This window comes from Algoriphagus yeomjeoni (assembly GCF_003259505.1).
Taxonomy (GTDB): domain Bacteria; phylum Bacteroidota; class Bacteroidia; order Cytophagales; family Cyclobacteriaceae; genus Algoriphagus; species Algoriphagus yeomjeoni.
On record NZ_QLLK01000006.1, the window covers coordinates 1 to 26,377 of the forward strand.

The 26,377-nt window shown below is 39.4% G+C and carries 23 protein-coding genes; 11 read left to right on the forward strand and 12 right to left on the reverse strand.

What is annotated here, in order from left to right:
- The 4 genes from LV83_RS21525 to LV83_RS11210 form a co-directional block, all read right to left on the reverse strand.
- On the reverse strand, window positions 1-196 hold a 196-nt coding region (locus LV83_RS21525), incomplete at its 3' end, for an IS1/IS1595 family N-terminal zinc-binding domain-containing protein (protein ID WP_449353829.1).
- A gap of 167 nt (window positions 197-363) precedes the next feature.
- Window positions 364-780 carry a GxxExxY protein gene (locus LV83_RS11200; RefSeq protein WP_111611627.1) on the reverse strand — a complete coding sequence of 139 codons (417 nt, stop codon included), beginning with the start codon at window positions 778-780 and terminating at the stop codon, window positions 364-366.
- A 359-nt stretch (window positions 781-1,139) separates the two neighbouring features.
- Window positions 1,140-1,988, reverse strand: a complete 849-nt coding sequence (locus LV83_RS11205; protein ID WP_111611628.1) for an OmpA family protein — start codon at window positions 1,986-1,988, stop codon at window positions 1,140-1,142.
- 218 nt (window positions 1,989-2,206) lie between these two features.
- Window positions 2,207-2,791 carry a DUF4136 domain-containing protein gene (locus LV83_RS11210; protein ID WP_111611629.1) on the reverse strand — a complete coding sequence of 195 codons (585 nt, stop codon included), beginning with the start codon at window positions 2,789-2,791 and terminating at the stop codon, window positions 2,207-2,209.
- Between the two features lie 221 nt (window positions 2,792-3,012).
- On the opposite strand from LV83_RS11210, the gene LV83_RS11215 reads away from it, so the two are divergent.
- The 6 genes from LV83_RS11215 to LV83_RS11240 all read left to right on the forward strand — a co-directional run bounded on the left by LV83_RS11215 (window position 3,013) and on the right by LV83_RS11240 (window position 10,115).
- The gene (locus LV83_RS11215; protein ID WP_111611630.1) at window positions 3,013-3,597 is read left to right on the forward strand and encodes a uracil-DNA glycosylase family protein; all 585 of its coding nucleotides are present in this window, start codon (window positions 3,013-3,015) and stop codon (window positions 3,595-3,597) included.
- A gap of 111 nt (window positions 3,598-3,708) precedes the next feature.
- On the forward strand, window positions 3,709-4,863 hold the full coding sequence (locus tag LV83_RS11220) for a hypothetical protein (RefSeq protein WP_111611631.1): 1,155 nt from the start codon (window positions 3,709-3,711) through the stop codon (window positions 4,861-4,863).
- Window positions 4,864-5,023: 160 nt separating this feature from the next.
- Window positions 5,024-6,667, forward strand: a complete 1,644-nt coding sequence (locus tag LV83_RS11225) for an FAD-dependent oxidoreductase (RefSeq protein WP_111611632.1) — start codon at window positions 5,024-5,026, stop codon at window positions 6,665-6,667.
- 108 nt (window positions 6,668-6,775) lie between these two features.
- Window positions 6,776-7,117 (forward strand): PadR family transcriptional regulator, encoded by a 342-nt coding sequence (locus LV83_RS11230; protein WP_111611633.1) that lies wholly within the window; start codon window positions 6,776-6,778, stop codon window positions 7,115-7,117.
- Window positions 7,107-9,713 carry an ABC transporter permease gene (locus LV83_RS11235; protein ID WP_111611634.1) on the forward strand — a complete coding sequence of 869 codons (2,607 nt, stop codon included), beginning with the start codon at window positions 7,107-7,109 and terminating at the stop codon, window positions 9,711-9,713. The genes LV83_RS11230 and LV83_RS11235 overlap by 11 nt, the downstream gene beginning before the upstream one ends.
- A 30-nt stretch (window positions 9,714-9,743) precedes the next feature.
- On the forward strand, window positions 9,744-10,115 hold the full coding sequence (locus LV83_RS11240) for a SpoIIAA family protein (protein ID WP_146613709.1): 372 nt from the start codon (window positions 9,744-9,746) through the stop codon (window positions 10,113-10,115).
- Between the two features lie 46 nt (window positions 10,116-10,161).
- On the opposite strand, the gene LV83_RS11245 is transcribed toward LV83_RS11240, so the two are convergent.
- Complete coding sequence (locus LV83_RS11245) at window positions 10,162-11,967, reverse strand: hypothetical protein (protein ID WP_111611636.1); 1,806 nt, start codon at window positions 11,965-11,967, stop codon at window positions 10,162-10,164.
- Window positions 11,968-12,203: 236 nt separating this feature from the next.
- Between LV83_RS11245 and LV83_RS11250 the strand changes: the two genes are divergently transcribed.
- The 3 genes from LV83_RS11250 (at window position 12,204) to LV83_RS11260 (ending at window position 14,483) form a co-directional block, all read left to right on the forward strand.
- Window positions 12,204-12,455, forward strand: a complete 252-nt coding sequence (locus tag LV83_RS11250) for a hypothetical protein (protein ID WP_111611637.1) — start codon at window positions 12,204-12,206, stop codon at window positions 12,453-12,455.
- Between the two features lie 77 nt (window positions 12,456-12,532).
- Window positions 12,533-13,081, forward strand: a complete 549-nt coding sequence (locus LV83_RS11255; RefSeq protein ID WP_146613710.1) for an RNA polymerase sigma factor — start codon at window positions 12,533-12,535, stop codon at window positions 13,079-13,081.
- Window positions 13,068-14,483, forward strand: a complete 1,416-nt coding sequence (locus tag LV83_RS11260; protein WP_111611639.1) for a porin family protein — start codon at window positions 13,068-13,070, stop codon at window positions 14,481-14,483. The genes LV83_RS11255 and LV83_RS11260 overlap by 14 nt, the downstream gene beginning before the upstream one ends.
- A 199-nt stretch (window positions 14,484-14,682) precedes the next feature.
- Here LV83_RS11260 and LV83_RS11265 read toward each other — a convergent pair whose 3' ends face one another.
- From LV83_RS11265 to LV83_RS11275, 3 genes are all read right to left on the reverse strand, one after another.
- Entirely contained in the window at window positions 14,683-17,154 is a 2,472-nt protein-coding gene (locus tag LV83_RS11265) for a hypothetical protein (RefSeq protein ID WP_111611640.1), read from the reverse strand.
- Window positions 17,155-17,381: 227 nt separating this feature from the next.
- Window positions 17,382-18,080 carry a DUF4397 domain-containing protein gene (locus LV83_RS11270; protein WP_158530558.1) on the reverse strand — a complete coding sequence of 233 codons (699 nt, stop codon included), beginning with the start codon at window positions 18,078-18,080 and terminating at the stop codon, window positions 17,382-17,384.
- Window positions 18,081-18,263: 183 nt separating this feature from the next.
- Entirely contained in the window at window positions 18,264-19,232 is a 969-nt protein-coding gene (locus LV83_RS11275) for an NAD(P)-dependent alcohol dehydrogenase (RefSeq protein WP_111611642.1), read from the reverse strand.
- A 530-nt stretch (window positions 19,233-19,762) separates the two neighbouring features.
- On the opposite strand from LV83_RS11275, the gene LV83_RS11280 reads away from it, so the two are divergent.
- Window positions 19,763-20,566 carry a hypothetical protein gene (locus LV83_RS11280; RefSeq protein ID WP_111611643.1) on the forward strand — a complete coding sequence of 268 codons (804 nt, stop codon included), beginning with the start codon at window positions 19,763-19,765 and terminating at the stop codon, window positions 20,564-20,566.
- A 216-nt stretch (window positions 20,567-20,782) separates the two neighbouring features.
- On the opposite strand, the gene LV83_RS11285 is transcribed toward LV83_RS11280, so the two are convergent.
- The 4 genes from LV83_RS11285 to LV83_RS11300 all read right to left on the reverse strand — a co-directional run bounded on the left by LV83_RS11285 (window position 20,783) and on the right by LV83_RS11300 (window position 25,701).
- On the reverse strand, window positions 20,783-21,784 hold the full coding sequence (locus LV83_RS11285; RefSeq protein ID WP_111611644.1) for a DHH family phosphoesterase: 1,002 nt from the start codon (window positions 21,782-21,784) through the stop codon (window positions 20,783-20,785).
- A 140-nt stretch (window positions 21,785-21,924) separates the two neighbouring features.
- Window positions 21,925-22,737, reverse strand: coding sequence for a DUF6438 domain-containing protein (locus tag LV83_RS11290; RefSeq protein WP_111611645.1), 813 nt, complete (start codon window positions 22,735-22,737; stop codon window positions 21,925-21,927).
- Between the two features lie 248 nt (window positions 22,738-22,985).
- The gene (locus LV83_RS11295) at window positions 22,986-24,329 is read right to left on the reverse strand and encodes a sensor histidine kinase (protein WP_111611646.1); all 1,344 of its coding nucleotides are present in this window, start codon (window positions 24,327-24,329) and stop codon (window positions 22,986-22,988) included.
- A complete protein-coding gene (locus LV83_RS11300) occupies window positions 24,319-25,701 on the reverse strand; it encodes a sigma-54-dependent transcriptional regulator (protein WP_111611647.1) in 1,383 nt (460 codons plus the stop codon). The genes LV83_RS11295 and LV83_RS11300 overlap by 11 nt, the downstream gene beginning before the upstream one ends.
- A gap of 182 nt (window positions 25,702-25,883) precedes the next feature.
- Here LV83_RS11300 and LV83_RS11305 point away from each other — a divergent pair, with 182 nt between their 5' ends.
- The gene (locus tag LV83_RS11305; RefSeq protein WP_111611648.1) at window positions 25,884-26,309 is read left to right on the forward strand and encodes an FKBP-type peptidyl-prolyl cis-trans isomerase; all 426 of its coding nucleotides are present in this window, start codon (window positions 25,884-25,886) and stop codon (window positions 26,307-26,309) included.
- Window positions 26,310-26,377: the final 68 nt, after the last annotated feature.

Genomic DNA, 26,377 nt, shown 5'->3' on the forward strand with positions numbered 1-26,377 from the left:
GTTGAAGAGTATCTTTTGAAAGACCACTTTCACGACATAGAATCTTAAAAGTCTGCCGCTCAAGAACCCATTTTTTAAACCATACAAAACGGTTCCGAAGTGTCTGTTCTTTAGAGTTACGGGTGAAGAAAAGACCACAGTTTTTACATTTAAATCGCTGTTTTCCTGCCTGCTTCCCCCAGCGAATAACCTCCAAATTCCCGCAAGCCCAACATCTGTTTTTTTTGAGTTTTCATAGTACAAAAAAAGTTTACTGAAACCAGTTTCAGTAAACCTCTTGTATTTACCTGATAATCATTGATGTTATAAGGTTTTTACCAACTATTTTTCAGTATTATGCCGCTTTTGTGTATAAAATATGTATTAGTCATTATCAAGCACCTCAAAGTATTTATTCACAATGGTCTTCTGACCATGGTGAAAAATGTTAACGACATTGAAGTTGATAAGTATTCCTTTGGGTGATTTTAATAAATTAAGATAGTTGATCAGCTGTGCTTGATGAATTGGAAGGATTTCTGCAACCGATTTTATTTCTACTACAATTAAATTTTCTACCAAGAAATCACACCTAAGCTGGGTATCTATTGAATGCCCTTTATATTCAATAGGGATAATTAATTCACTACTGAATTTAATATTCCTTGTTTCAAACTCAATAGCTAAACATTTATGGTATATGCTTTCTAGCAGTCCTGGACCTAGATGCTTGTGTACTTCGATTGCAGCTCCAATTATTTTGTAGGAAAGGTCATTTACTATCTTTTGTGTTAATGCCATTTTTTGTGAGAATTTACTCAATTCTAGTAAATTATAAATGCTCTCTCAATTTTTAAAAATCCAATATTTTGATGCACTCTAGCATCAACTACTGAAGTTCCTATTTTGAATAACCACATAGTCACATAGAGAGAAGTATTTCAAATGCTATGCAAGCTATGTGTCTATGTGGTGTGATTTTAAATTTCATATTCACACATCTTGTTGGGTTTTTAAAATCAATGCAATATTTAAAATCCAAACTAAGCTTTATTCTCTCCAAAAGACTTTGTGATTAATGTGGTATTAACAAAAAAAGCAGGCTCTAGAGCCTGCTTTTCGGTTGTGGTGGTTAACGTGTGTTGGTGGTTTTTTATGTTTTACAGCATCGCAAAGAACATATCCAAATCAGGAATCAAAACGATCCTAGTTCTTCTGTTGATTGCCATGTTTTCAGGAGAATCATTTTCTACGATAGGCATATAGCTAGCTCTACCTGCAGCGATCATTTTCTCTGGTGCTACATTATAACTTTCCTGAAGTTTTCTCACGATACTAGTTGCTCTTTTCACAGAAAGGTCCCAGTTATCCTGAACTACTCCAGTTGAGATTGTTCTTGGGTCGGTATGCCCTTCGATCATCACTTGTAGGCTCGGCTCAGCATTAATTACCTCAGCCAATTTCTGCAATAGTGGATCAGCTTTCGAATTGATTCTGTAGCTTCCTGTGTTGAAAAGTAACTTGTCAGATACAGAAATCATCACGACAGTTTGGTCAATGCTGATGTTCACATCATCCTCTTCTCCATCTACAGTAGTCTCCGTAATATTCTTCTTCAAATTGTATTCTACCGCTAGGTTCACTGAATCCTCCAAAGTTTGTGCTTGCGCAAGTTTAGCCTGATCTACGTTTGCTAAGGTTTGCTTCATTTTCTCTTTGGATGTTTTGGACATCATCGTAGCACCTTCAAGGGAATACATGCCCTCATTCTGCATAGTTAATGCATCGTTGGTATCACGAAGAGAATTGATCCTAGCGTTATATTCTGCAACTCTGTTTTCGATGATTTGCATTTTCTCTTCAAGTTCCGCTTTCTCTTGCTCAGTGGTAGCAAGCTCAGTTTGTGTCTTATAAAGATTACCTTCTAGTTCGGTGTATTTTTTCTTTGACACACATGACACCATCACAGTGGCGCTCAAAAGTCCTGTAACAATTAGTGATTTTTTCATAGTTGATTTCTTTGTATTTGAATCAACTATTTCAAAGCAATTGCCACAAAGAGAATCCCGGTGTTATTTCACTTAAATCGACAGAATAGACGTGTTTGGATACAATAGAGCCCTATTTTATATAAAAAAGAGGTTCCAAAACATATTTGGAACCTCTTCAAAAAAGTGTGGAATACCTACACAGGTTGACTAATTCTTTACTCAGAAATATTCACCTGTCACTCCATGAGGCGATTTACAACTTTGAATTCATTCATGACCCGATAAGCTGCCCGAGTTACATCCGATTGAAAGTTGGGAGATTCTGAATCAAAATTGGCGGCAGTATAACCTTGCCAGATGGTATTTCCTCTTTTGCTATCGATCACATATACTACTAGCATTCCTTGGTTTTGGCTATACTTTACGTGGTTATACGTTTCATCCTTTTCTTGCTCCTTGTCCAAATCCCCATCTTCCTTTTCAGGTACATTTTTCATTCGCTGTAAGTAATAATCAAATTCTGGCTGCACATAGCCTCGGTATCTGATTGAATCCATGAATATCTTATAGCTCACTAGTAAATCAGGTTTGGACTCTTGCTCGCGGAAACCCTGAGAACCTAACCTAGCGCCTATAGTTGCAGTCAATACTGGGGATATCATACTGGTATCCTTTTCAGTAGGAACTACGAATGCAAAGGTTTTATATTTCTTAAAAGAAGCTTGATAATTATAGTCGTAATCAGTTACATAATCTTTGGAGGAAAAGCATCCTGCGCAAATAATAAGTAATAATGCGAAAAGGAAGTGAGTGTTTTTCATGGCAATTGGGAATGAGTGGTTGAAAGGTTGTTATCTAAGTACGAACTAAGATGGTCTAGTGGATTTAACTAGAATTAACATCTCATTGTTTAGAGTAAAATGTTGCTTTTCAATAAACTAGCCTAATAATTTACTATTATTTCCCTGTAATTATTAACCAATTTTCATATAATCTCTTTTTTCACTCAAAAAGAGTGAACATTTAAGTGAAATGTTGTCCGATGAATAGTTTTGAATCTTTAGTTCTTGATGCTCAGTCGTGTACTGTTTGTAAAGAGTTTTTACCTCTAGGTCCCCGGCCGGTATTTTCTATTCATACTGAAAGTAAGATTTTGGTGATCGGGCAGGCACCAGGCACTAAAGTTCATGCTACCGGAATCCCTTGGAACGATGCAAGCGGCAATGAACTGCGGAGATGGCTGGATGTGAGTAGAGATCAATTTTATGACCCGAGGAACTTTGGAATCATGCCTATGGGATTTTGCTATCCAGGAAGAGGTGTAGGAGGTGACTTGCCTCCAAGACCAGAGTGCGCTCCTTTATGGCATCATAAAATGATAAATCAGATGGCTGAGGTGAAATTGACCTTGCTTATAGGACAGCATGCATTGAAATACTACTTAGGGAATAGGAAGAGGAAAAATTTAACTGAGACTGTAAGGGATTTCGAATCGTACATGCCTGAGTTTATTCCACTTGCGCACCCTTCGCCTCGCAATCTTATGTGGAGGCGGAGAAACCCATGGTTTGAGGAGCTCGTGGTGCCAGTACTTCGGGAGCGTGTTCATGAGTTGCTAGCTAGATAGTTTTGTTAAAAAAACTTATATAGTTGTTCTTTTTGATAGTATTTATCTTTTTAGATATGATTTTGTAAATCATGCAGTTAATCCCAGTGTTTTGGCTCTTTAATTTTTACTATGAAACTTAACCTACCTCATTTTGTACTAATCACTTTAGTTATAAGCAACTTTTCCTGTGGGGAGAAAACAGAAAGTGAATCCTCTTCTAGAAGCTTTTCTCTGGAAATCACCGATTCAATGCAAGTAGATTATCTTGGAGAAATGATGCTCCTGGATTACGACCCGAAGACTGATAAATACCTTCTAGCTACTGATTCATATTATGAATATCTGGAAGTAGATGGTAATGGGAAGATTCTGAACCATCATAAGTTCAGTGAGGATGGTATCGATCCAGTTGGACAGGCGCTAGGCCTTGGATATTTCAATGGAGACGTGACAGTTTTTAACCCGCCGAAGGGCTATTACATGTTTCGGGATTCTACCAAAGTAGGAGAAGTGACTATTCCATATTCATATCAGGTTTTTATGATGTATCCAAAGCTGGGAATGTTTGAATCTGGCAACAAAATCTTTTATCCCAAGCCTTGGCCGGAAACGCTAGCTATAAATATGGAAGAAGGTGAGTTTTACCGCGAATTGTATAACCTACCTATTATTGAATCTCAGGATAAAACAACTGGGGATACCCTTGGTGCCCTACGTCTACCCGAAACTTCAGTTTTAATGGGAGATCAGGTGCATGGTTTCCCTATTCCGGTATATACGTTGGATCAGGAAAAGCTCTTGCTAAGCATGTGGTTTGAGCCTCGATTTTATGTTTATTCTAAGGAAGGAGATCAGTTTCTCTATGAAAAAACAGTTGAGATTGATATACCTGACTGGGTTTCCTATACGCCAGTACCGTTGGACAAAGCCGAACAGTTTTTTGTGGAAAACCAGAAAAAGAGAACTGGCAAATTCACCAATATTCTTGTTTCAGGAGACTATTACATTGCTGTCTATAATAGGGGGCTTGATGAACAACAAGTGATTGATCTTGGTCCCCCGACTCGGGATGGTCTAGCTGCGCGAAAAAAAGATCCAAATTATGCAGCGATTTTCGATAAGGACTTTAATCAGTTGGCTACTAATGTACCTTTTCCTTTGTCGAGTAATTTCCCAATGGTTGTCAACAATGACGGGGAATTGGTCGTGTCCAAAGTTGGAGGTTTGTCCGAAACCGAGGATGATGGGATTGTACTTTATAAGTTGAGATTGAACATCAACTAAATAGTACAGAGATAATTTGATTTGTAGAACAATTATTCATCAATGGCATTGTTTCTGAGTCAGAATGATGATTGGTTAGCAACGGTGGATAAAATGGATTATTTTGAAAGTTAAACTGCCATATGGGCAAATTCAATTTTCCCAAAATAATTTATTCACTATGAAACTATTATCCAGTCTAGTTGCCCTTGCATTTCTCATTTCCTGCCAACCCAAAAATACTTCTGACTACCAAGCTGACCTCATAATTTATGGAGGTACTTCAGCTGCGATTACTGCTGCTGTTCAGGCAAAAACGATGGGCAAATCAGTCATTGTCGTTTCGCCGGATACTCATTTGGGCGGCTTGTCATCTGGAGGTTTGGGATTTACTGACACCGGAAACAAGTCAGTGATAGGAGGATTGGCAAGGGAGTTTTACCATAGGATTTACCAACATTACCAACAAGATTCCGCTTGGAAATGGCAGAAAAAAGAAGACTATGGAAACAAAGGGCAAGGTACAATAGCCATGGATGGGGAGAATAGGACGATGTGGATTTTTGAACCTCATGTGGCAGAGCAGGTATTTGAAGATTTTGTCGTTGAGAATAACTTGGAAATTCATCGGGATGAAAGGCTGGATAGACAATCTGGCGTTATCAAGGAGAATGGTGAAATCACTCAAATCCAAACACTTTCAGGGAAAACTTATCGCGGGAAAGTCTTTATAGATGCGACTTATGAAGGTGACTTGATGGCGGCGGCAGGTGTGAGCTACCATGTAGGCAGAGAATCCAACGCTACTTATGGGGAAGAATGGAATGGTGTACAGGTAGGTGTGTATCAGCACCGGCATTATTTTCAAAATAACATCAGTCCCTATGTGATTCCTGATGATTCGACTAGTGGGTTGCTCCCGGAAATTTCATCGGAACCTCCAGGGCAGAATGGGGAAGGGGATAATAGGCTTCAAGCATATACCTATCGTTTGGCGATGAGCAGGCATCCCGATAACAGAATTCCTTTTCCAAAACCAGACAACTATGATCCCGCCCGGTACGAATTACTGGCTCGGGTGTATGCCGCCGGTTGGGATGAGACATTTGAAAAATACGATCCAATTCCCAACTTGAAGACAGACACCAATAATCACGGTCCATTTTCTACAGATTATATAGGTAAAAATTATGCTTATCCGGAAGCTACCTACGAACAACGCGAGGAGATACTAAAAGATCATACCGAGTATCAGCAAGGTCTACTTTATTACATGTCTCATGATGAAAATGTTCCTGATCCGGTAAGAGCTGAAATGGCAAATTGGGGGTTGGCAAAGGACGAATTTGTAGATAATAACAACTGGCCGCATCAAATCTATGTACGCGAAGCCCGAAGAATGGTGGGAGCGTATGTGATGACTGAGCATGATGTGCTAGGCGATAAGGAAGTTCCAGAGCCAGTTGGGATGGGTTCTTATTCCCTGGATTCGCACAATACACAGCGGTTTGTAACGAAGGAGGGATTTGTACAGAATGAAGGTGATATCGGAGTACACCCTAAAAATCCCTACTCAATTTCTTATGGAACCTTAGTGCCAAAGAAGGAAGAATGCACAAATCTCCTTGTGCCTGTTTGCGTCTCAAGTTCTCATACGGCCTTTGGTTCTATTCGGATGGAGCCTGTGTTTATGATTCTGGGTCAATCAGCAGCAGCAGCGGCCTCGCTGGCGATTGATAATGACATCCCTGTTCAGGAAGTGAAGTATGCGGAGCTAAAGCAACTACTTTTGGGAGAGGGGCAGGTACTATCTCAGCAAGACTAAATCTAATTTTTTGAAAAAAATCCACTCAAAGCTTTTGATAAATATTTGTTTTACAAATATGAAAGTAATGTATTACATTTACTTTTGTAAATAAAATAATAGACGTTTATGAAGGGCTATCATTTAGGTGAATTAGAAGAGTTGATTTTGCTTACTGTGGGCATCTTGGATCAGGAGGCCTATGGTGTCGCTGTGTTGGAAGAGATCAAAAATCAAACAGGTAGGATGGTCAATATCTCGGCGATTCATACGGTTCTCAACCGTTTGGAAGAAAAAGGATTTCTGAAGTCCTACATGGGTGGAGCAACTGAAGAAAGGGGAGGAAGGAGAAAACGCATATTTACTCTTTCTGCTGCGGGACGAGCCGCAATCGAAGAGGTGAAAAGTTTAAGAAATAAACTATACGATCAACTTCCACCACTTGCTTTGGACTTTTCAAATGGACAGTAAGTGTAAACACTTTCCTCCCAAATGGCCAGATCGTTTTCTGGAGTTTTACTGCAATCCCAGTCGGTTGGAGCAGATTCAAGGTGATGCCTATGAGCTTTTTTACATGGACTTGGAAGAAAGAGGATTGGCTTATGCTAGGGTTAGATTTCTTATCCATGTGCTCAGCTTTTTCCGCTGGAGTAATATCAAACGCACAAAATCAACTTACCAGACATTTTCACATGGAGCTATGCTAAAGAACTATTTTAAAATCGGATGGAGGAACCTTATTAAGCAAAAGGGAACCACTTTTATTTCCGTGTTTGGATTGGCGTGTGCTGTTGGTTGCTGCATGGTGGCATACCTCTTTATAGCTCAAATTTGGTTCAAAGGTCTAAACCAACCAAACAAAGATGAGATCTATCAATTGACTTACACTGCCGAAGGAGAAAATGGCTTGGTGACCTATGGAGCTGTTGCAGAACCTATCTCTGAGTTGATTCCCGAAAAATTGAATCGGGTTCAGAATCATACTCGGGTGCTTCGTGAGTTTCCAATACTGATACACAAAAATGAAAGTTATCAGCAGCGATCAATCTACATAGATCCAGCTTTTATGGAAATGTTCACCTATCGAATGGACTATGGTTTTGCAGGAGCCTTACGAGATCAAGACCAAGTGATCCTGACTCATGAGCTTTCAGAGAAGCTTTTTGGGGACATTCACCCAATCGGTCAGGAGCTGGCTTTGGTAGTGGATGGTGAAGAAAAACTCTATAAAGTGGGAGGTGTCTTGGCAGATCTCAACGATATGGATATGTTCAATTTTGATCTTTTGGTAAATTTTGAGTCGCATCCATATTCTACCCTAGATATTACATTGGAAGAAGAATGGAATTCTGAACTCTGGACTTTTATCCAGCTGGAAAAAGGGCAAGATATTTCTGAGTTCAATGCTGGGCTACAAGCTTTGACCAATATTCAAAACCAAATCAATCCTGATAAACCCTATCTGAATATGGGGCTGGTTGCTTATTCAGACTTAGTTTACAAAGTAGACGAGATTGAAAATGGAGTTCGTGATTTTTTGGGCTTGGGGCCACAGATCCTACTTGGCTCAATAGGGTTATTTATTCTAATCTTGGCAGTATTTAATTACATCAATATTTCTGTTTTGATGGCCTCAAAGCGATTAAAAGAAATTGGGGTGAGAAAGGTAATTGGAAGTAGGAGAAGTCAGCTGGTCTTTCAATTTCTGAGTGAAAACTTAATGGTTTGCTTTTTTGCGCTATTTCTGGGCTGCCTTTTGGCTGGATTCATTTTCCTTCCGGGATTTAATGAAATAGCTTCCAAAAACCTCAAAATTGACCTCTTAAGAGATGCAAATATCTGGGTGTTTTTGGGAGGAATGTTGCTCTTTATTACCCTCATTTCTGGATTGTATCCAGCGATTTATGTATCCTCTTTTAAGCCGATCAATATTCTGAAAGGCTCTCAAAAAATTGGTAACAAAAGCATCTTAACAAGCATTTTACTGACTTTCCAATTTACACTTGCGATCATTGGCATAGTTGCTGGAATCGCCTTTGTCCAAACAAATTACATCAACGAAAATCGGGACTGGGGCTATTCTAGTGCAGACAAGATTATTGTGAATGTGCCCAACCAAGAGGATTATTTACCTCTCAAAAACAAGCTGTTAGCGCTGGCAACTGTCAACGAGGTCAGCGGGAGCCAAGATTATGTGGGAAACTGGATCCGTGAAGAAGTTCTGGAGTTCGACGATCAAGAGTACGAAATAAGCCTCTTGAATGCTGAAGCCAATTATCCGGACATCTTAGATCTAAAGTTGAAGGAGGGTAGGATGTTCAATCCAGAGCTTATTTCTGATACTCAAGAATCTGTACTAGTCAATCAGACATTTCTGGATAGGTTAGGATTGACGTTTCCTCTAGATGAAAAGATCACCTTGGATAGCGCGAATTATTCTGTGGTAGGCGTAGTGGAGGATTTTCACACGATATTTTTCCAGGAAGCAATTGATCCAATGGTGATACGAGCTTCGCCAGATACGACATTTAATTACCTGACGCTGTTGATGAGTTCTGGGACAGCAGAATCTTCTCTGAATGCAGTCAAGAAGATTTGGCACGAAACCATTCCAAAAGGTCTTTTCCAAGGAAAGTTACAAACTGAAGTGTTTGACAGGGAATTTTCAGATGTTCAGGGAGTGAGAAATATTCTTTTATTCTCAGCCATTCTAGCGGTTATCCTAGCTGCGCTAGGATTGTTTGGGTTGGTTTCCCTTAATATGAATTCACATATCAAAGATTACTGCGTCAGAAAGGTCTTTGGGGCCAATTTGAGTGATATTTCTATGAAGTTGTTCAGGAGGTATTTACTTATTTGGGGAATAGCGGGAATATTAGGTGGGGCTTTTTCTATTCTGATTATTTCTAGCTTTCTGGATAGTTTTTTTGCTTTTCATTCTGGAGTTGGAGTATTTCCTATTGGCAGTGGATTAGTAATTCTTTTGCTGGTAGTGGCAGTTACCGTAGGCTCGCAAATCTGGAAAATATTAAAAGCCAACCCAGCAGTTATTCTCAAATCTGAGTAATTCAAAATTCTCTAATCAAAATAGGCTCATTTGGGGTTAGGGGAGAAGATGGAAGTAAATTATTCTATAGAAAATGGAATCTTATCCTACGTGATAGATGGTGTGATCACCGTTGATGACATGCATGAGGTGCAGGTGGCGAGAGAACAGTTAGCTGGAAATGATTCCATCAAAGTTTTGTCAATCGTGCCTTCATTTAGAGGATATGAAAACTTTGAAGCTATGAAAAAAGCCATTCAGGGTGATATCCATATGCTTCCTAAGCTTTCTAAATACGCGATGTTAACGGACAGCTTTTGGTTACGCTCACTGGTCCTTTTCTTAAACTTGGTAGTGCCAAAAAGTAAGTTGAAAGCATTTCCTTTACGAGATCGCAAATTAGCCGAAAAATGGCTGGATTAGCTTTCAGCTTTTCTTGGTCATCCGAGCTAATAATGTAATTGACTTCTTAAGTTAGGCTTGTCAATAAAGGCGTACTCAACTGTTCTATTTCACGTTTGATTTTTGAAAATTGATCAGACATTTTAGCTAACATTGTGGTTGAATCAACCTCTACCTTCTCTATCAAATCCTGATAGTATTCTACTCCTTGGATCAGGTTGTTTCTGAATTTTTCTAGATAAGCATCTCTCTTCGCGACCTTATCCGTCACTTTGTTTTCAAATTCCTTTTTCAGGAAAGTAACATACAACTGTAGCTCTTTCACTAGGACATGAGGACGCTCAATATCTAATTTGAGGCTTAACTTTCCGTAGATGTGATCCACCATTTCTTTGAGAGTGAAGGTGCCTTTAAAATAAGCAAGGTTGGGTCCAGGACAGATCGTGACAGCACTGAGATTTCTTCTTGGAGTTTCTCCTACTGCTAAAATAGCCGGAGCACTCAGTCCTTCACAAAGGCAATCCTTGGCTATCGTTTTATCCATTTCTTCTGACCCAATTTCCCCTGCCTCAAATTGGGTTGATTTGAGAATTTGATACTGTCTAGAAGCGGTGCAAATCGGTTTTTCGGTGAACTCAGTATTGTTGGAAAGGAACTTCTTGTAGCAGGGACTTCCTGGTCGATTATTTTTAATTCTCTTCAGGCGCTGCTCTTCACCCGAGGATGTTCGTAGGTTATTGAAAGGAACTCCTAGCGGAGACGCATCGCTTAGAAAGTAGTCCGATTTTTTAGCTTTTAGTAGTCGACCCAAGGTGTCATTATTTACAGAAGTTGCTTCGGGAACCAGAAGAAATGGGCTTCCCCAGCCTGTTCCATCCAGCTCATAATACTCCCGTAAGAAGCTATCTTCGCTCGCTGTTCCTATTCCGCCTTGGTATGTTATCTTGAAAGTAGGACTTTTTGAAAGTGTGTTTAAATGCTTGATTTCAAGTGATTTTTGGCATGTTTCGTAAAGTGTTGAAAAAAGCTCTTTTCTATTCCTTTTAAATTCTTCCAGAATCGGCCCAATCAGAAATCCATCTGTAGCAAATGCATGTCCGCCACAGTTCAGACCAGACTCAATTCTGAATTCTGAAACCCAAAGTCCTTTCTTTGCCAAGAACTTTCCCTGGATCAAAGCTGATCTGTAATCACTCACTTTAAGAATAATTCCTTTCGAAATCTCGCCAAATTGATTTGGGAAAAACTCAGAGAATTGTTCTGCATAGCTATACAAAGCAGGATTCATTCCAGCAGAAAAGACCACTGATCCATTTGCTTTACTCGTGGCAAAACCTCTTAAAGCGGATAAAGCATCAGAATATTCTCTAGGTAATTCTTTACCTGATTTATCAGAGTTTATCTTGTCTACTTTGGTCATGATATTGACGTCAACAGCGCCCATGTTTACCAGTGATTTGAATTCTTCTTTTAGATGAAATTTCTCCGAATCAGGACTAGATTTTATTTTTTCAAGTAGGCTAGAAATTGGAGATTCAGTAGGGAGAAGGTTCAGATATTTTTGAAATTCTAGGCTTTTTTCCCAATCCCCATGGATCAATTTATTGAACTGCTCCTCAATGATTGACTGGGTTAAGTCAAGGTAAGCAGTGATGCGCTTTGCACGGTAATCATCTTCCGAATCTGAGATTGGAATGAATTCCCGAACATATTTAGTTGAATAAATTTTCCTCATATCTTCCAGCAAGTGATCATCCATGATGGAGACTACACTTGAGATCCCATACTTGGCAACTTTGATCGGAGTATCTACGGTATATCCTAGTCCCATAACTGGGATATGGAAGCTATGTGCTCTGCTATAATTTTGCATTTTTATAGGGTGAGATTTTACTAGATATTGAAGCAGTAAAACTAGGTTCGTCCGCTTTTCAATCGTCTGTGAGAACTCATTGATTGAAGTGACTTTCGTCAGTTTTTTAGTTAACTGCCACTAACTTTTGGGCTAAAAATGAGAGTCAGATTTTCACATTATTTTCCCAAAAACCAAAATAATTCTTCTCTTCTGTAGCGTATTCATACAGCTTTCCGTCAGGGTAATAAAGTAAGATGAAGACACTTCTAAGGATCTATTTGATTTTGATATTTGCGGGCAGTGCGCTAAACGCGGGCTCCGATAATGACTCGATCGCAAAGAAATCTGGATTTATGATAGAAGGGAGTAATTTTACTACAAATTCCATCTATCCTCAGAGCTTAAAAGGAATTGCTGAGTGTATGAACTCAGCAGGAAACGAAGAGTATATAAAAATAAAAGAAGCTATGGGGGAGCAGGGTTCAGCGGCTAAATCGGTGAATTAGTGATGAGATGAATAGCTAAAAAATGATAATTCCGACTCCACCTTGGATGTCGTAAACCATAGATTAATAGGTTTGAATTGAAGTGGACTGACCAAGAGCTGATCGAAGGGTGCAAACGACGATCGGCTAAGTACGAAGAGGTATTCTATAAAAAATACTATGGCTATGTCATGGGTATCAGTCTGTCCTATTCCAAAGAAAAGGCACTGGCCGATGAGATTGCGAATGACTCCTTTTTGAAGTTTTTCGGGTCGATCAAAAAATTCGACGACTTCCAATCGGTGAAGGCTTGGCTTCGGAGGATTACTGTAAATACGGCCATCGACTATTTTCGGAAGCAGAAGAAGTTTCAGAATCAATCTGATGTCAGCGAGGAAACTGGGGTGTTTCACGAGGTAAATGCGCTTCAGGATCTCGCCTTTCAGGACATTATCAACCTAATCAATCTATTGCAAGAAGATCACAAGATGGTGTTTAATCTCTATGAGATCGAAGGCTATAGTCATAAAGAAATTGGCGAAAAACTAGGCTTGACGGAGAGCTCCTCCCGAGTCTATCTAGCGCGGGCAAAGTCTGAGCTTCGCAAATTAGTATCAATACACTTGAAAGAATATGAAGGAAGATAAGCTGGATAAGGAAATCGCTGCTTCCCTTAAAAAGAAGTTGCTTGAAGCCTCAGCGCCTTACGAATTGGGTGCTTGGGAAGGTTTTCAGAAAATGCGTGCTCAGCGCAGAAGAAGAACTATAGCCTATTGGGTGACAGGTATTGCAGCGTCTTTGCTTTTAATTGCTGTAGGGATTAATTCTGTTGATATAACTGGTATTGAAGAATTTAATCCACAAGAGGTTCAACTTGCAGAAAAGGTGGATTCCACACCAGAAAATGCTTTGGAAAAGCTTTCTTCGAGTGATTCAAATAAAATAAATTCGGATAGAAAAGCGAGTGTTGAACCGGGGTCAAAAAGAATTGATTCGGATATTGAGGTAAGTGGTAAACCTTCAGATGTAACAGAATCAGAAACTGCCAAAACTGAGATTGTGCCAGTTGAGACGCTTCCTTCCAAAACCAACAATCTAGCCATTGCTCCTGAGCTCTTAGAAAAGCCTGCGAAAACAGAACAACCTAAAGTTTCGCTGGATATACCAGTGTTATCAAATGAAAAGGTTATCGCGCAGGTTCCTGAAAAATCTAGTACTACTGTGCTTAACCAAAACTCAATTATAGAAAAGGAGGTAGACAAAAAACCGGAAAACTTAAATTCTTTAACTCAGACCATAGCTCCTGAGACTTTAGTATCAGCGGAAGTCCCTGTACCTGGAAAACCTACGGATAAGGAGATTTTTATTGCCGAAAGTGAATTTCCGGTTATAGAAAAAGACAAAACATCAGTTGGTCTGGGAATGGGTTTGACTCCAGGTTTTGGAGCCATCCAAAATGATAATCAGGTTGCGACAGCATCTACCATAGGACTTGGAATGTTGGTTGATGTCAAGCTCCCAGGGAAGCTCACATTAGGCTCTGGATTTGGCTTTAATTACTTTAGTCAAAATGCTAAGGCAGAGAGTATGGTGATGAATTTTGGTAATTCGTACCCACAGACGGAAAAACTGGAGGTAAGACAGATGCAGGTAGAAATTCCTGTCTTTGTTAAATATCCAGTGACAAGAAATAATTCTGTTTCCATTCAAGCAGGATTTTCTAACTTTTACTCATTAGAAGGTACTGCTTCTCAGGAATTCACTGTACAGAGACAGTCTGCTTTCTATGCGAATGATGCATTGGGGAATTCTTCTGTTACTCTTCGCCAACAGGATGTGGTACAAAGCAATTCTCTTGAATCAAAAAGCGGCAAATTTTACCCGTTTGCGACCTTGAATTTTGGGGTCAACCTTCGGGTTTTGGAGACTAAAGGAGCCAACTATGTAATCATGCCCTTTTATAATTATCAGTTGACTCAAGTTTCAGGCTATGGCGATACCTATGGCTTATTTGGCGCAAGCTTCAAGATGAATTTTGGGGGAAAATAGTTATGAAAGTTTACAGTAGACAGTATTTAGTTGGCAGGGAATTTCCTTGTTGGTAGTATAATAACCCTAAATAAAGTGTTAAGTTCTAATTACCCAAAAAAGCCTTTCTGAATTTCAGAAAGGCTTTTTTGGGTATGTGTGGAAAGGTTGAGCAGTTGTCCTGTTTTTCCAGAAGCAGGACATAAAAAGATGCAAATTGTCAACTTTTCAAAACCACTTTTTGCTCTTCTCCATAAGTTCGGATTTCTACTTTGAGACTGGCATCCTTATCTGCTCGATCGAAGTTGCTGTCAGCAGTGATTACGTTCTCACCTTGATTGATTTTAAGATCAGAAAGGTCAATTTCGTATTTGCGGATGATCTGCCAGTTGGCATCATATAAGACCAATTCTTTTCCTCCAGTATATTTTAAGGTTTGGCCTTCTTTGATGCTCACAGGTAGCTCTACTTTTTTGTATCCATTAATCTCAAGCGTAATAGCACTTACATCACAGCTCATGGCAGTCATAGTGAAATGCACCACTTGTTCCTTTCCCAGATTATTGAATTCTAAGGTAGAATATAAAGGTTCGCCTGGCTGTCTGATTTTCTTCTCATGAACGTAAATCTCTGAATATACTTCCTGCAGGTTCCATTCCGAACCGTTGATATTTTTAAGGGTGAATTCCTTGTCGCTATTCCGCATTGCTTCTTTCTGAGTTTCGGTAAATGAGTTGGAAATTCTCAATTTTTCCCAGTCTCCAATTAATTCTAAAATTTTGTCAGAGTTGCCATTTTGATCAACAGTTTCCAGATCGGCCACCAATGCATAACCCGCATCATAACCCGCTGATTTGGCGAGCATCCATTCCATATCTTCCACGCTGGTTTCTGGGGTCATTTTAAACCAACCCAGCATGCCAGGCATGAAATTTCTTTGGAAATAGGCTTGATTGTTAAATCGGTATTCAGTCTGACTTTCGCGGAAACCTGCATACCAAGGTTCGCCCCAGTTCATACGACTGTAAATGTGCCAGAAAAAGTGAGTAGTACGACTGGCGTCAATGATCAAATGGTTCTTTAAGTCATCAGACAAATTAGTGTACCATGTGTAAGGCATCAAACTTTCACCGTAAGAGCCCAAACCAGTTGATCTGTTTCCTTCAAGACCATCAAAGGAAATTTGACGAAGTCCAGTCTGGTTGTATAAGTTTGCCATTGTGACTGACATTTCTTTGGTCAAATCGGCATCACTCAGGAATACTTTATACCCATGATCCAATAGCTTGGAGATCTTTTCTCCTGATTGGTGACTACTGGCTTTAGTGTCAAATGCTCCACGCTGACAATCCAGCAATTGCCAAGGAGATGCTTCCGAAACACTTCCATAGCGAATCAATTCCTCGCCGATCATTACTGTTTTTAAATTATTATTCTTCATTTGATTGAAGAATTCTGGCGACTCTATGGTGATGGTGGAAGCAGTCTCGTCTATGTCATCGACTAAGGTTGAACTTCCTACTTTGGCTAGTCTTTCATCTGGAATTGGGGTAACGTAGGCATCATCTGTTTGGATGAAATTTGATAGGAAATGAGTACCTAAATAAACTCCCTCTTCAGCAGCTTTATCGACACATTCTTTTAGACCTTCGATTCCGTTTGGAAATTCACCTTTGTATAATTCGAATTGACCCCAGGTTTCAAATGTTTTTCCATAATGGTAAAGGTATTTCAATCCTGCCTTCTTGGTTAGTGCAATGGCCTCATCTACAGTTTCCTCAGTAAAATTGGTAATGAGATATGCTGCGGCTGCATTAGGATTTGTCTTCACCCATTCCCCATCAATCATCGGATGAGGAAGTCCCTCGGCGATTTCAATAGCCCCGATAGTTTCCAAAGTTTTTGGTTCAGGACTTCCAAAAAAAGCTATTTTGGAACCAATAACTCCACCATCGTCATAAGGCGGGGCAACAATCATATCATGATCAACATCTGAGTATATTCTTTGAGTGGTTCTATTTCTAGTGTACGCTTGCAGAGAACTGCCATTTTGTAGAGGGGCAGCAGCTTCAATTCTATAAAGCACACTGCCATCTGATTCTGGATGCATATTGTCAGTTTCAGCTTCTCTTACGAAATCAAATTCTGGCATACGATCACTTTCATTCCAAGGATATCCTCCTAGAGTCTTCAGGTTTAAGGCTTGAATGCCGATAGCAAAATCATCATCCCGCACCACTCCGACTGTTTCAGAGATAGTTTTTTGAATGGTGGTTGGGAAGGGACCCCAAACTATTAATTCTATGTTTTCATTGTTGGTTATAGAAATTAACTCAAATGTGAGGTGCGTTTCTTTTTCTTCCATCTTAACTTCTGCGACCACATCATTTTCAAAAGTCAAGTTTATGATGCCGTTTTCTATTGTCGCATATTTTGGATAGATCATTTTATTATTGACCCGAATAGACATCAGAGGAGCTAGTGTGTCTTTGAGAATGTAATCTTTACCCGTGGTTGCATCAATAAGATTTACTACTGACCCCTTGTCATTGATGGTCAAAGTAAGAGACCCTACAGTTTTATCGACAATTTTTGTTTGATCAGATGAGCAGGAAACTGCGATAAAACTGGCCAGAAAAAGGATTATTAATGGTAGTTGTTTCAGTTTGATCAAGTTGAGAAATCTATGCATGATTAGATTGGGGCTATTAGTGGGTAAATACATTTTCTTGGGGTAGACTAAACTAATTAAAAATGCTTTGTCATTTTAATTCAAAGCTCCCGTATTATCAGAACTGTTATACTTTTAGGACTTTGACTACTATTATTTGAAAAAGCTATTTCAGGACGGGACAAGTACAAAAATAAAAAAATCCCGATCTGATCTGACCGGGATTTTTCATTGTGGAATTGGACTACTTAGTAGTCTATATAGTTGGTCAATAATTGCAAATCAAGTTTTTTGGTATTTTCGGTGGACTGATTGTAGCCCCTAAGAACCAGTGTATAAACCCTATTTCCTATCAATTCTACGTTTGATGCGGTAGCAAGCACTTCTCCTGTAGGTGAAACTACAGTTAGTTTGTAAGTGTCGGAATCCAGACTTTCGAAGTCTGAATTAGATTTGAATGCGATTCCTTCAAAGAATGGATCATCTACCTCATCAAGTTTTAGCGTGACCGACCCTGCATCAGGAGATAGGTTGATCATTCTGATTTGTGCCTCATCAGCATTTGGTTCGGACCAATCGTCATCTACCAGCACCGCATCCAATTCTCCCCCCTCTTCCAGTACAAACATCGAGTACACAGAATCTATCTTGATTTCGTACTCTTTCTCCAAAAGTGAAGTCAAAGAGTTTGGATCAGAGAATTTGAATAGTCTATCCCCAGGAAAGAAGTTTTGGTAGGCCAATACATCCTTGTACTTAATTGGCAAATTATTTACCTGGTTTTGATCAGCATAGACAATTACGCCAGTATTGTTTGGGGCGCCATTGTAAATGGAAATATAACCTGCATCTGGAAAGTCCATCATATCGTCGTTGTCCAGACAACTGGTTAATCCTAATGTTCCGGCTAGCAAGGCTACTGTCGCTAGTGATTTTAATTTCTTCATTGCAAATGAATTTACACTCATCATACGTATTTGTTGGTTTTAGTTTTAAATCAATACCAAGACGCGTGCGATGATATTTTCGCTACATAAATTAAGAGAATTTAAGCAAGTGGATTGGTTTACAAAGGATTATAATTATCGGAATGCACAGCTGAAGTCTATCTTGTGCTCATCTTAAAAAACTTAATCTTTTGATAGATTAATTATCACATTTCCAATTTTCCTGCCTGAAATCACATATTCATAAGCTGATGGTATCTCGTCAAGCGGATATTCACGATCGATTAGAGGGTTAAAAAGTCCCGTTTCAATTTTGGATTTGATATAAGGAAGTGTTTTCGCTAAAGGATATGGAATAGGGAATTTGACTTTTTTACCACCAAAAAGAGGAGTGAAGATGGCATAGAGAACGTTTTGGGAATAAGGTCCTAATTCAGATGAAATGTAGGTTCCGTTCTTCTCTAAAATTGGCTTACATTTTCCAAAAGTGCTTTTGCCAACTGAATCAAACACAAGGTCATATTTTTCAACGCGCTGTGTGAAATCTTCTTTTGTGTAATCGACAACTTGATCAGCCCCACGTGAACGGATCAGATCAATGTTTTCTGTACTGCAAGTAGCTGTGATATGCACATCAAAAGTCCTCGCAAACTGCAGTAATGCTGACCCAATTGCACCTGTGGCGCCATTGATTAGGACTTTCTGTCCAGAACGAATTCCTGATTTAAGAATAAAAGAATGTGCATAATGCGCTCCCTCAAGACTGGCCACGGCCTGCGTGAAATCAATCGGGTCAGGTATGATGATGAGATTGTCTTTAGGAATCATGGCCATGTATTCAGCCTGTGATTCCAGTCCCATGTCCGTAAAACCAAAAACCCGTTGATCGACTTGAAATGAATCGATATTCTTCCCAATTGCAACCACTACACCAGCGAAATCAGTCCCCAAGACGATTTTTCTGGGTTTCACCAAACCTAACATTAAGTGCATGATAAAAGGCTTACCAGTCAAATTTGCGCAGTCTGTACGATTCACTGTGGTAGCAACAACTCGTATTAAAATTTCATCATCCTTTGGAACAGGTTTTTCGATTTCTTCAACAGTAATCGTATTTGGTGGACCGTATGATCTTCGGATGGCAGCTTTCATTTGACTAGTTATTAAAAAAGAATCTGTGTTCAAAAGATGGGTTGTTTTTGATCATTTTTAAAATCCATTGGATTCATTATGATTGGAAACTCAAGTGATTGAAATTCAACAAATGATAACTTCAAGGTTTATCATTTTTCAAATCTCCCCAGCAAAATATTGCCTATTGAAGCCAACGAGTTAGGATGAATTGTTAAAGTCAAGTTGAGGATTTTACCCAATTTGGGGAAAATAGATGACTCAGCTAACTGAATGGCTATTAATATTTTAAAAATACTTTTTATTTTATAGATAAAAATTCAATAATAGAATGCATTACCAGAACAGTGGAATTTGGTCTAAATACTGGTTTAAGGCGGTCTTCTTGACTATTTTCGCTTCAGATTGAATGTAAAACACTAGGCCTTTGTTTGAATTTTAGTCGATTAGGAGCCAAAATAAATCTATAGGCTTGCTCAGTCTTCTATGGAATAGCGTTTGCGAAATTTATACTGTTATACTGAAAACCAAATACACTAAAATTGAAAATTATGAATGTTAAGATATTAGGTACAGCTGCTGCAGCTCTTTTGATTGCTATAAGTTGCCAACCGAAAAAAGCAGAGAATGAAGAAGTAGTTATGGAGGAAACAGAAATGACTGCACCGGCAGAAATCTCCATTGAGAAATTCACAGATTCCCCTGCCTATGCCTCGTCGTCTTTAACTCTTAAAAATCCATCCAATACCACCATTGCAAAAGCAGGAGAAGTTGATTTTGCTTTTGATGTGAAGGATTACATGCTGGGTGAAGTAACTGAACGCAATGGAATGGCTGCGAATTTGGCCAATTCTGACAAAGGTCAGCATATCCATTTTATCTTGGATAATGAGCCTTACTCAGCACACTACGAGCCAGAATTCAAAAGAGAAATGCCTGAAGGAACACATTACTTGGTTGCTTTCTTGAGCAGATCATATCATGAGTCAGTAAAGAATGCGAATTCATTTATTGCTAAGAAGATGGTTGTTGGAACTGCCAGCGATGATATGAATGTGGATTTTGACAAGCCTACTATGATCTATAGCCGTCCAAAAGGTGAGTATACAGGCGCTGATACAGAGAATTTATTGCTTGATTTCTTCTTGCTGAATACTACACTTTCTGAAGATGGAAATAAAGTAAGAGCTACCATCAACGGTCAGGAATTTATGATCACAGAATGGGCTCCTTATGTAATTAAAGGTCTACCAAAAGGTGAAGTGACTGTTAAATTGGAACTGCTTGATGCTGATGGAAACTTGATCCCAGGTGGATTCAATGACGTGACCAGAACAGTGACGTTGAAAGACTAATTAAGAGTTAAAAGCCTCCAACAATTAAACTCCGCGTGATTTATACACGGAGTTTTTTTATGAGGTTCTCACAGCGTCGCTGGGGCTTAACGTTTGAGGTCTTTTTCTGACCTCGAACGTTTTGAATTTTGTCAACACTCAATTTTTAATTTTTTTGCAATCAGCACTTATCTATTGAATAAGAAAATGTTGAAAGCTACTAACAGCTCAGACTATCTAAACAGGAAAATATTCCGGAATCAGACTCTTAATTTTATCTAATGTCTCAGGCATAGAGAGTTCACTCATGCCACCAGCGGCATTTATATGTCCCCCTCCCTCAAAGTGAGCTGCAGCTAGGGTGTTTACTGGGTTGTCTTTGCCTTTTGATCTAAAAGATAGTTTGACCGTACCATCGCCTTCCGAAAGCATAATGGCTACTTTAATTCCTTTGATGGAGAGAGCAAGGTTTGCAAGACTGTCAGTATCGCCCTTTTTGTAGTCATAAGTTGCCAATTCCTCTTTGGTCAGTGGAATGATTGCAACCGTATTCTCATTCAAAATCTCCATCTTTTGAGACATCGCAAATCCTTGTAGGCGAAGCCGACTTGCTGTATTGGTATCATTTAGCAATTCATGAATCAGATGATGTTTGACATCTGCAGCTAGCAATTTGGCAAGAACTTCATGAGTTCTCGGTTTGACGGAATTAAAGCGAAAGCTTCCCGTATCAGTCAGAATTCCTAAATACAGAGGAGTTCCGATTTTTTCATCCAATATTGCTTCATTTCCAGACTGCTCAATCAGCTCCACAATCAATTCTGCCGTGGAGGAAGCAGATGTTTCAGAAATCGTCAATGAAGTGAAGCCCTGCGGGTCTTGATGATGATCAATCATGATCAAGGTGCATGTAGCTGCTTCTAGCAATACTTGCATTTCCTTTCCCACCCGGTCAGTGGAATTGTAGTCCAAGCAAAAGATCAAGTCTGCCTCAATGAACGCTTTAGTGACTTTCTCAGGTTTTTGGTCCATCGTGATAATGGGAGACAGGTCAATAAAGTCCAAAAAGTCAGGCGCTTTGTCAGGGTGGCAGATAGTGGCTTTTTTACCTAGCTTTTCTATAAAATGCAATAGCCCTAAAGAGGAGCCGACAGAATCACCATCGGCAGATTTGTGGGCAGTAATAAGGATATTCGATGCCGCTAGGATTGCTGCTTCGATTTGTTTGTATTTGTTCATGAAAGTGGGTTGTACTTGAGTTTAAAAAGATCAAGTAGGTGATATTCGTCTTTATGCAAAGGAACAAAAGTGTGCACGAATAAAAGGATAATGATTACGATTAATTCCTATTTGAATGGACTTAGCGGTTAAAGCAGTTTTTATCTTTCAAGAGAAAACTTCTCCTCAACCTTTTTAAGATCTACATTTTGATCGATGGTAGTTAAAAATGAAATAAGCTCTCTTAGTATCCTGGGTTCGAACATGACTTTATAATAAGTTCTAAGGCCATTATGGTATAAGATTATGGTTTTGATAGCCCCATCACAACATAGCATTTGATTTTGACCACCTTGCAGTGCTGTGATTTTTGACTGGATAATCAAATCCCTTAGCTCATCGAATAGTTTATCGGAGAGTGTACCCGTGAAATTCCCTGAACGTGCAGTGTCAGTCTCATTGAAGGACTTTTCCTTATAAAAATTGCTTGAGTATTTAAGAGTTTTGTCCGATGAAATCTCAAGATGTATGACTGGGCAGGATCCAAAACATGCAGACGTATGAAAAGTTAGCTTCTCAAAGACAAAAGAGCTGTCTTGAATGAATTCTTGATTAAAGAACGTTATTGCTTCGCTAGACTTGAAAAGTCGTTTAGACGCTTCAGATACAGGTGTAGCGATTAGGAGACTATCATTCACTTCTTCAATTTTCAGGTCATATTTTACTACGTTTAGTTTTTTGTAATTATCTGAGCTAGAATAAAACCTCTCTTGAAAGCTTAGTATGTCATTTAGAAATTCTATATAGAGGTTTCGTGAATTTCCATTACTTGCTAGATGGTTATCATTGTTTGTAGTATCGGAGATCGATAGTGTTTCGTTTTTTTCCGAGACCCAATTCCCCTTGACTGATTTTAGTTGCCCAAAGCAAAATTGAGAAAGCAAGACGAAGCTGAAGAGTAAAGTATTTCTCATGAAAGTGGATTTGAGATTCATGACAATGACGGTGATTTATCAAGGGGTGATACTTTACTTAACTACTTTTAACTCATTCAGAGCCAAGTTCTGAAAAGACAGTTTTTACTTAATTTTCCATTGCAGCTCAGCTTTTACACTTCAATCTAATTTCCCTTGTCTGTGAGGACACAGACCAGGGAGTCTGACCTCGGTGATGACATTCCAGATCATTAAGCTTTCTAATTTCAGCTTTCTGAATTTAAATCTTACCCATTAAAAATCAACTTAAAAGTTGTCCCTTCACCCTGAGTGGAGCGAACCTGAATGTTGCCTTTGTGACGTCGCATGATCTGTTTGGATAGACTTAAGCCAATTCCAGAACCCTTGGATTTGGTAGTGAAGAATGGGATGAAAATTTTGCTCAAAGCTTCTTCTTCGATTCCTTTGCCAGTGTCAGCTACTTCTAAGATAATTTTCCCAGCCTCATCTATAAATGCCCGAAGGATGATTCGCTTCACTTCAGAATCTTCCACGGCTTGAATCGCATTTTGGGTAAGATTGATAAGCACTTGTTCGATTTGAGTTTGGTCGCCGAATAGAATGAGTTCCTTCGGACTGATTTCTTTGATAAACTCTACATCCAATGTTTCCAGCTGATGCTGAAGTAAAACTTCCAGTTGATCGAAGAGTTTTGCGATAGCAATACTGCTGAACTTCGGCGCAGGGATATGTGCCAAGCTTCTGAAGTCAGATACAAAGCTGATCAGCCCTTGACTACGCTTTTCTATAGTGCTAATTCCCATCAAATAATCCTCCATATCTGAAGGAGTGATTTGCTCCACATGTTCGATTTTGCTTTCCATTTCTCCTTGGATAGTTCCTGCCAAAGAAGAAATTGGTGCAATTGAATTCATGATCTCATGAGTCAGGATTTTGACCAGGTTTTGCCAAGCTTCCATCTCTTTTTCCTCCAGCTCAGATTGGATATTTTGTAGCGAAACCAATTTGAATTTCTCCCCACGCATCAACAGTTCGATGACATAAACAGAAAGCTGCATGATGCCGTCAGGATGTGCGATCTTGATCAATTCACTTCCGCCTGTTCGAAGATTATTAATCGCAAGGTGCAATTCTTTATTGATCCCCTCGATTTCCCCGATGTTTTTCAATTCTTCTACATCGAGAATTCGTTTGGCAGCGGTGTTGACTATTTGAATTCCGCCATTTTCACCAAAAGTGATCAGTCCAATACTCAGGTGTTTGAAGACAGATCTGAAGTATTGGTAATTTGCTTCTTTCTCAGCTTGATCTTCTTTAAGCTTTGCGAGAATCGCGTTGAATTCTATATGTAAGTCATCCGTTTCTGTTCCATCAAACTTCACAGGATAAAGTTGGGAGTATTTGTCTTGCTTGATGTTATCCAGGAAAACACGCACTTTTTTGAAAGATCCTTCGGAATATCGGAGCAAATAGATAATCTGAAATACGACCAAAACGAGAAGTAGGGAAATCATAAATACTCCCCAACTATCGATCATAGCGTAGGCAAGAAGAAAAAGAGAAGCTGCTAGAAAGGCGATTCTCCCAAGTAAGCCAACTTTATAGTCCATATTTTTCCAGCCTTCTATACAAGGATGCTCTGGTCAGACCAAGCTCCTTAGCTGCTTTAGAAATGTTTCCTCCGTTTTTATCTATTGCTCGTTGAATGGTAGTTTTCTCCATGTCATCGAGATTCAACGTGACTGAAGTTGGAGCTTTATCTGAAGCTGGCTTTGCGGAAAGGAAGAAGAAATCTCTTGAATCCAGCATGTCGCCTTCAGCCATAATTATAGCTCTTTCGATAGCATGTTGAAGCTCACGGATGTTTCCCGGCCAAGCATAATGCTGTAGCAGATCCAATCCTGCGGAAGTAAATCCTGTAAAGTTTTTACGGTATTTCTGGCTATAGCTTTTCAGAAAGTGATTGGCCAAGATCGGGATGTCATCCTGGCGCTCACGAAGTGGTGGCAAGAAAATCTCTACTGTGTTAATTCTGTAGAGTAAATCCTGTCGAAATGAATTGTCAGAAATACTATCGTGAATCGGCATATTGGTTGCGCAGATCAAACGAATATCCACAGGAAGAGCCTTGTTCGTGCCTATTCTTGTTACTTCTCTACGCTGCAAAACTGTTAGCAATTTCGATTGTAGAGGTAGTGAAAGATTACCTATTTCATCCAAGAAAAGAGAACCTTTATCGGCAATCTCAAATCTGCCCGCACGATCATCTTTTGCATCTGTGAAGGCGCCTTTTTTATGTCCAAAAAGCTCGGATTCAAATAGGGATTCGGTGATGGAACCCATATCCACCCCTACAAAAATCTCGTCTTTTCGGAGTGATCTATCATGAATGGCTCGTGCAATTAATTCTTTACCTGTTCCGTTTTCTCCCAGTATCAAGACATTTGCATCAGTCTGAGCCACTTTATCAATAATCGAAAAGATATTCTTCATTGAAGCACTTTGACCGATGATGTCCGTGTAAGGCTTCTTCATGTCGCTCTGCATCTGCTTTTGCTTCTTCTGCAGCTTATCTACCTCATTGTAGCTTTCTTTCAATCTGATGGCGGCAGATAGTGTAGCGATCAATTTCTCATTTTGCCAAGGCTTCAATATGAAATCTGTAGCACCTTCTTTCAAAGCTTGCACAGCCATTTCCACATCTCCGAAAGCAGTGATAAGTATTACTACAGCTTTTGGATCGATCTCTTTGATTTGCTTTAACCAGTGAAACCCCTCTTTACCTGAAGTCGTATCTTCCCGGAAGTTCATGTCCAGAAGGATTACATCATAGTTATTGTTATTTACCAAAAAAGGAATTCTACGCGGGTCCTTTTCTATCATTACTTCTTTCGCGTGCTTTTTCAAAAGCATTTTGGCGGCAAAGAGTAAATCCTCATTATCATCGATGATAAGAATCTTGCCTAAATCTTGAGTTTCCATGGTTGATTGTTTGATCTTCTTAATAGCAAAATGATGCCAACCCTAATATAAGCGGATTAAGTGGGTTTTTGGAGACGAACTGTCCATTTGTGTACGCTTTTATGCTGAAATCGGACATTACCCCTACGGTTTTCATCCCTAAGAGATTTTTGTACCTTTGTACTTTACTAAAACAAAAGACTATGCAAGCTAAAAAAGGAGATGCAGTTCAAGTGCATTATACCGGTAAATTAGAAGATGGAAGCGTATTTGATACTTCAGCAAATCGTGAGCCTCTAGGATTTACCTTAGGCGATGGAAATATGATTAAAGGCTTCGATACTGCAGTTGACGGTATGAAGCTAGGAGACAAGGTTACCGTAACGATTCCTGCTGCGGAGGCATACGGTGAGCGAAGAGATGATATGATGATCGATGTGCCAATTGCTCAAGTGCCAGCTGATATTAAGCCTGAAATAGGAATGTCACTGACACTTCAGGGCGGTAATGGTCAGCCAATGCCAGTAGTAGTTGTGGGCTTGGATGCTGAAAAGATCACATTAGATGCAAATCACCAGCTAGCTGGTAAAGACTTGATCTTTGATATTGAGTTGGTGAAAGTCAACTAATAGCTCTCAATTGATAATGTACCAAAGGCCATTTCAGCAATGAAATGGCCTTTTTTTGATTTTTCTTT

Excerpts from the sequence above, each read along its gene's own strand:
- LV83_RS11200 (WP_111611627.1), bottom strand. The coding sequence starts at position 780 with ATGGCATTAACACAAAAGATAGTAAATGACCTTTCCTACAAAATAATT.
- LV83_RS11205 (WP_111611628.1), bottom strand. The coding sequence starts at position 1,988 with ATGAAAAAATCACTAATTGTTACAGGACTTTTGAGCGCCACTGTGATG.
- LV83_RS11210 (WP_111611629.1), bottom strand. The coding sequence starts at position 2,791 with ATGAAAAACACTCACTTCCTTTTCGCATTATTACTTATTATTTGCGCA.
- LV83_RS11215 (WP_111611630.1), top strand. The coding sequence starts at position 3,013 with ATGAATAGTTTTGAATCTTTAGTTCTTGATGCTCAGTCGTGTACTGTT.
- LV83_RS11220 (WP_111611631.1), top strand. The coding sequence starts at position 3,709 with ATGAAACTTAACCTACCTCATTTTGTACTAATCACTTTAGTTATAAGC.
- LV83_RS11225 (WP_111611632.1), top strand. The coding sequence starts at position 5,024 with ATGAAACTATTATCCAGTCTAGTTGCCCTTGCATTTCTCATTTCCTGC.
- LV83_RS11230 (WP_111611633.1), top strand. The coding sequence starts at position 6,776 with ATGAAGGGCTATCATTTAGGTGAATTAGAAGAGTTGATTTTGCTTACT.
- LV83_RS11235 (WP_111611634.1), top strand. The coding sequence starts at position 7,107 with ATGGACAGTAAGTGTAAACACTTTCCTCCCAAATGGCCAGATCGTTTT.
- LV83_RS11245 (WP_111611636.1), bottom strand. The coding sequence starts at position 11,967 with ATGCAAAATTATAGCAGAGCACATAGCTTCCATATCCCAGTTATGGGA.
- LV83_RS11250 (WP_111611637.1), top strand. The coding sequence starts at position 12,204 with ATGAAGACACTTCTAAGGATCTATTTGATTTTGATATTTGCGGGCAGT.
- LV83_RS11260 (WP_111611639.1), top strand. The coding sequence starts at position 13,068 with ATGAAGGAAGATAAGCTGGATAAGGAAATCGCTGCTTCCCTTAAAAAG.
- LV83_RS11265 (WP_111611640.1), bottom strand. The coding sequence starts at position 17,154 with ATGCATAGATTTCTCAACTTGATCAAACTGAAACAACTACCATTAATA.
- LV83_RS11270 (WP_158530558.1), bottom strand. The coding sequence starts at position 18,080 with ATGAAGAAATTAAAATCACTAGCGACAGTAGCCTTGCTAGCCGGAACA.
- LV83_RS11275 (WP_111611642.1), bottom strand. The coding sequence starts at position 19,232 with ATGAAAGCTGCCATCCGAAGATCATACGGTCCACCAAATACGATTACT.
- LV83_RS11280 (WP_111611643.1), top strand. The coding sequence starts at position 19,763 with ATGAATGTTAAGATATTAGGTACAGCTGCTGCAGCTCTTTTGATTGCT.
- LV83_RS11285 (WP_111611644.1), bottom strand. The coding sequence starts at position 21,784 with ATGAACAAATACAAACAAATCGAAGCAGCAATCCTAGCGGCATCGAAT.
- LV83_RS11290 (WP_111611645.1), bottom strand. The coding sequence starts at position 22,737 with ATGAGAAATACTTTACTCTTCAGCTTCGTCTTGCTTTCTCAATTTTGC.
- LV83_RS11295 (WP_111611646.1), bottom strand. The coding sequence starts at position 24,329 with ATGGACTATAAAGTTGGCTTACTTGGGAGAATCGCCTTTCTAGCAGCT.
- LV83_RS11300 (WP_111611647.1), bottom strand. The coding sequence starts at position 25,701 with ATGGAAACTCAAGATTTAGGCAAGATTCTTATCATCGATGATAATGAG.
- LV83_RS11305 (WP_111611648.1), top strand. The coding sequence starts at position 25,884 with ATGCAAGCTAAAAAAGGAGATGCAGTTCAAGTGCATTATACCGGTAAA.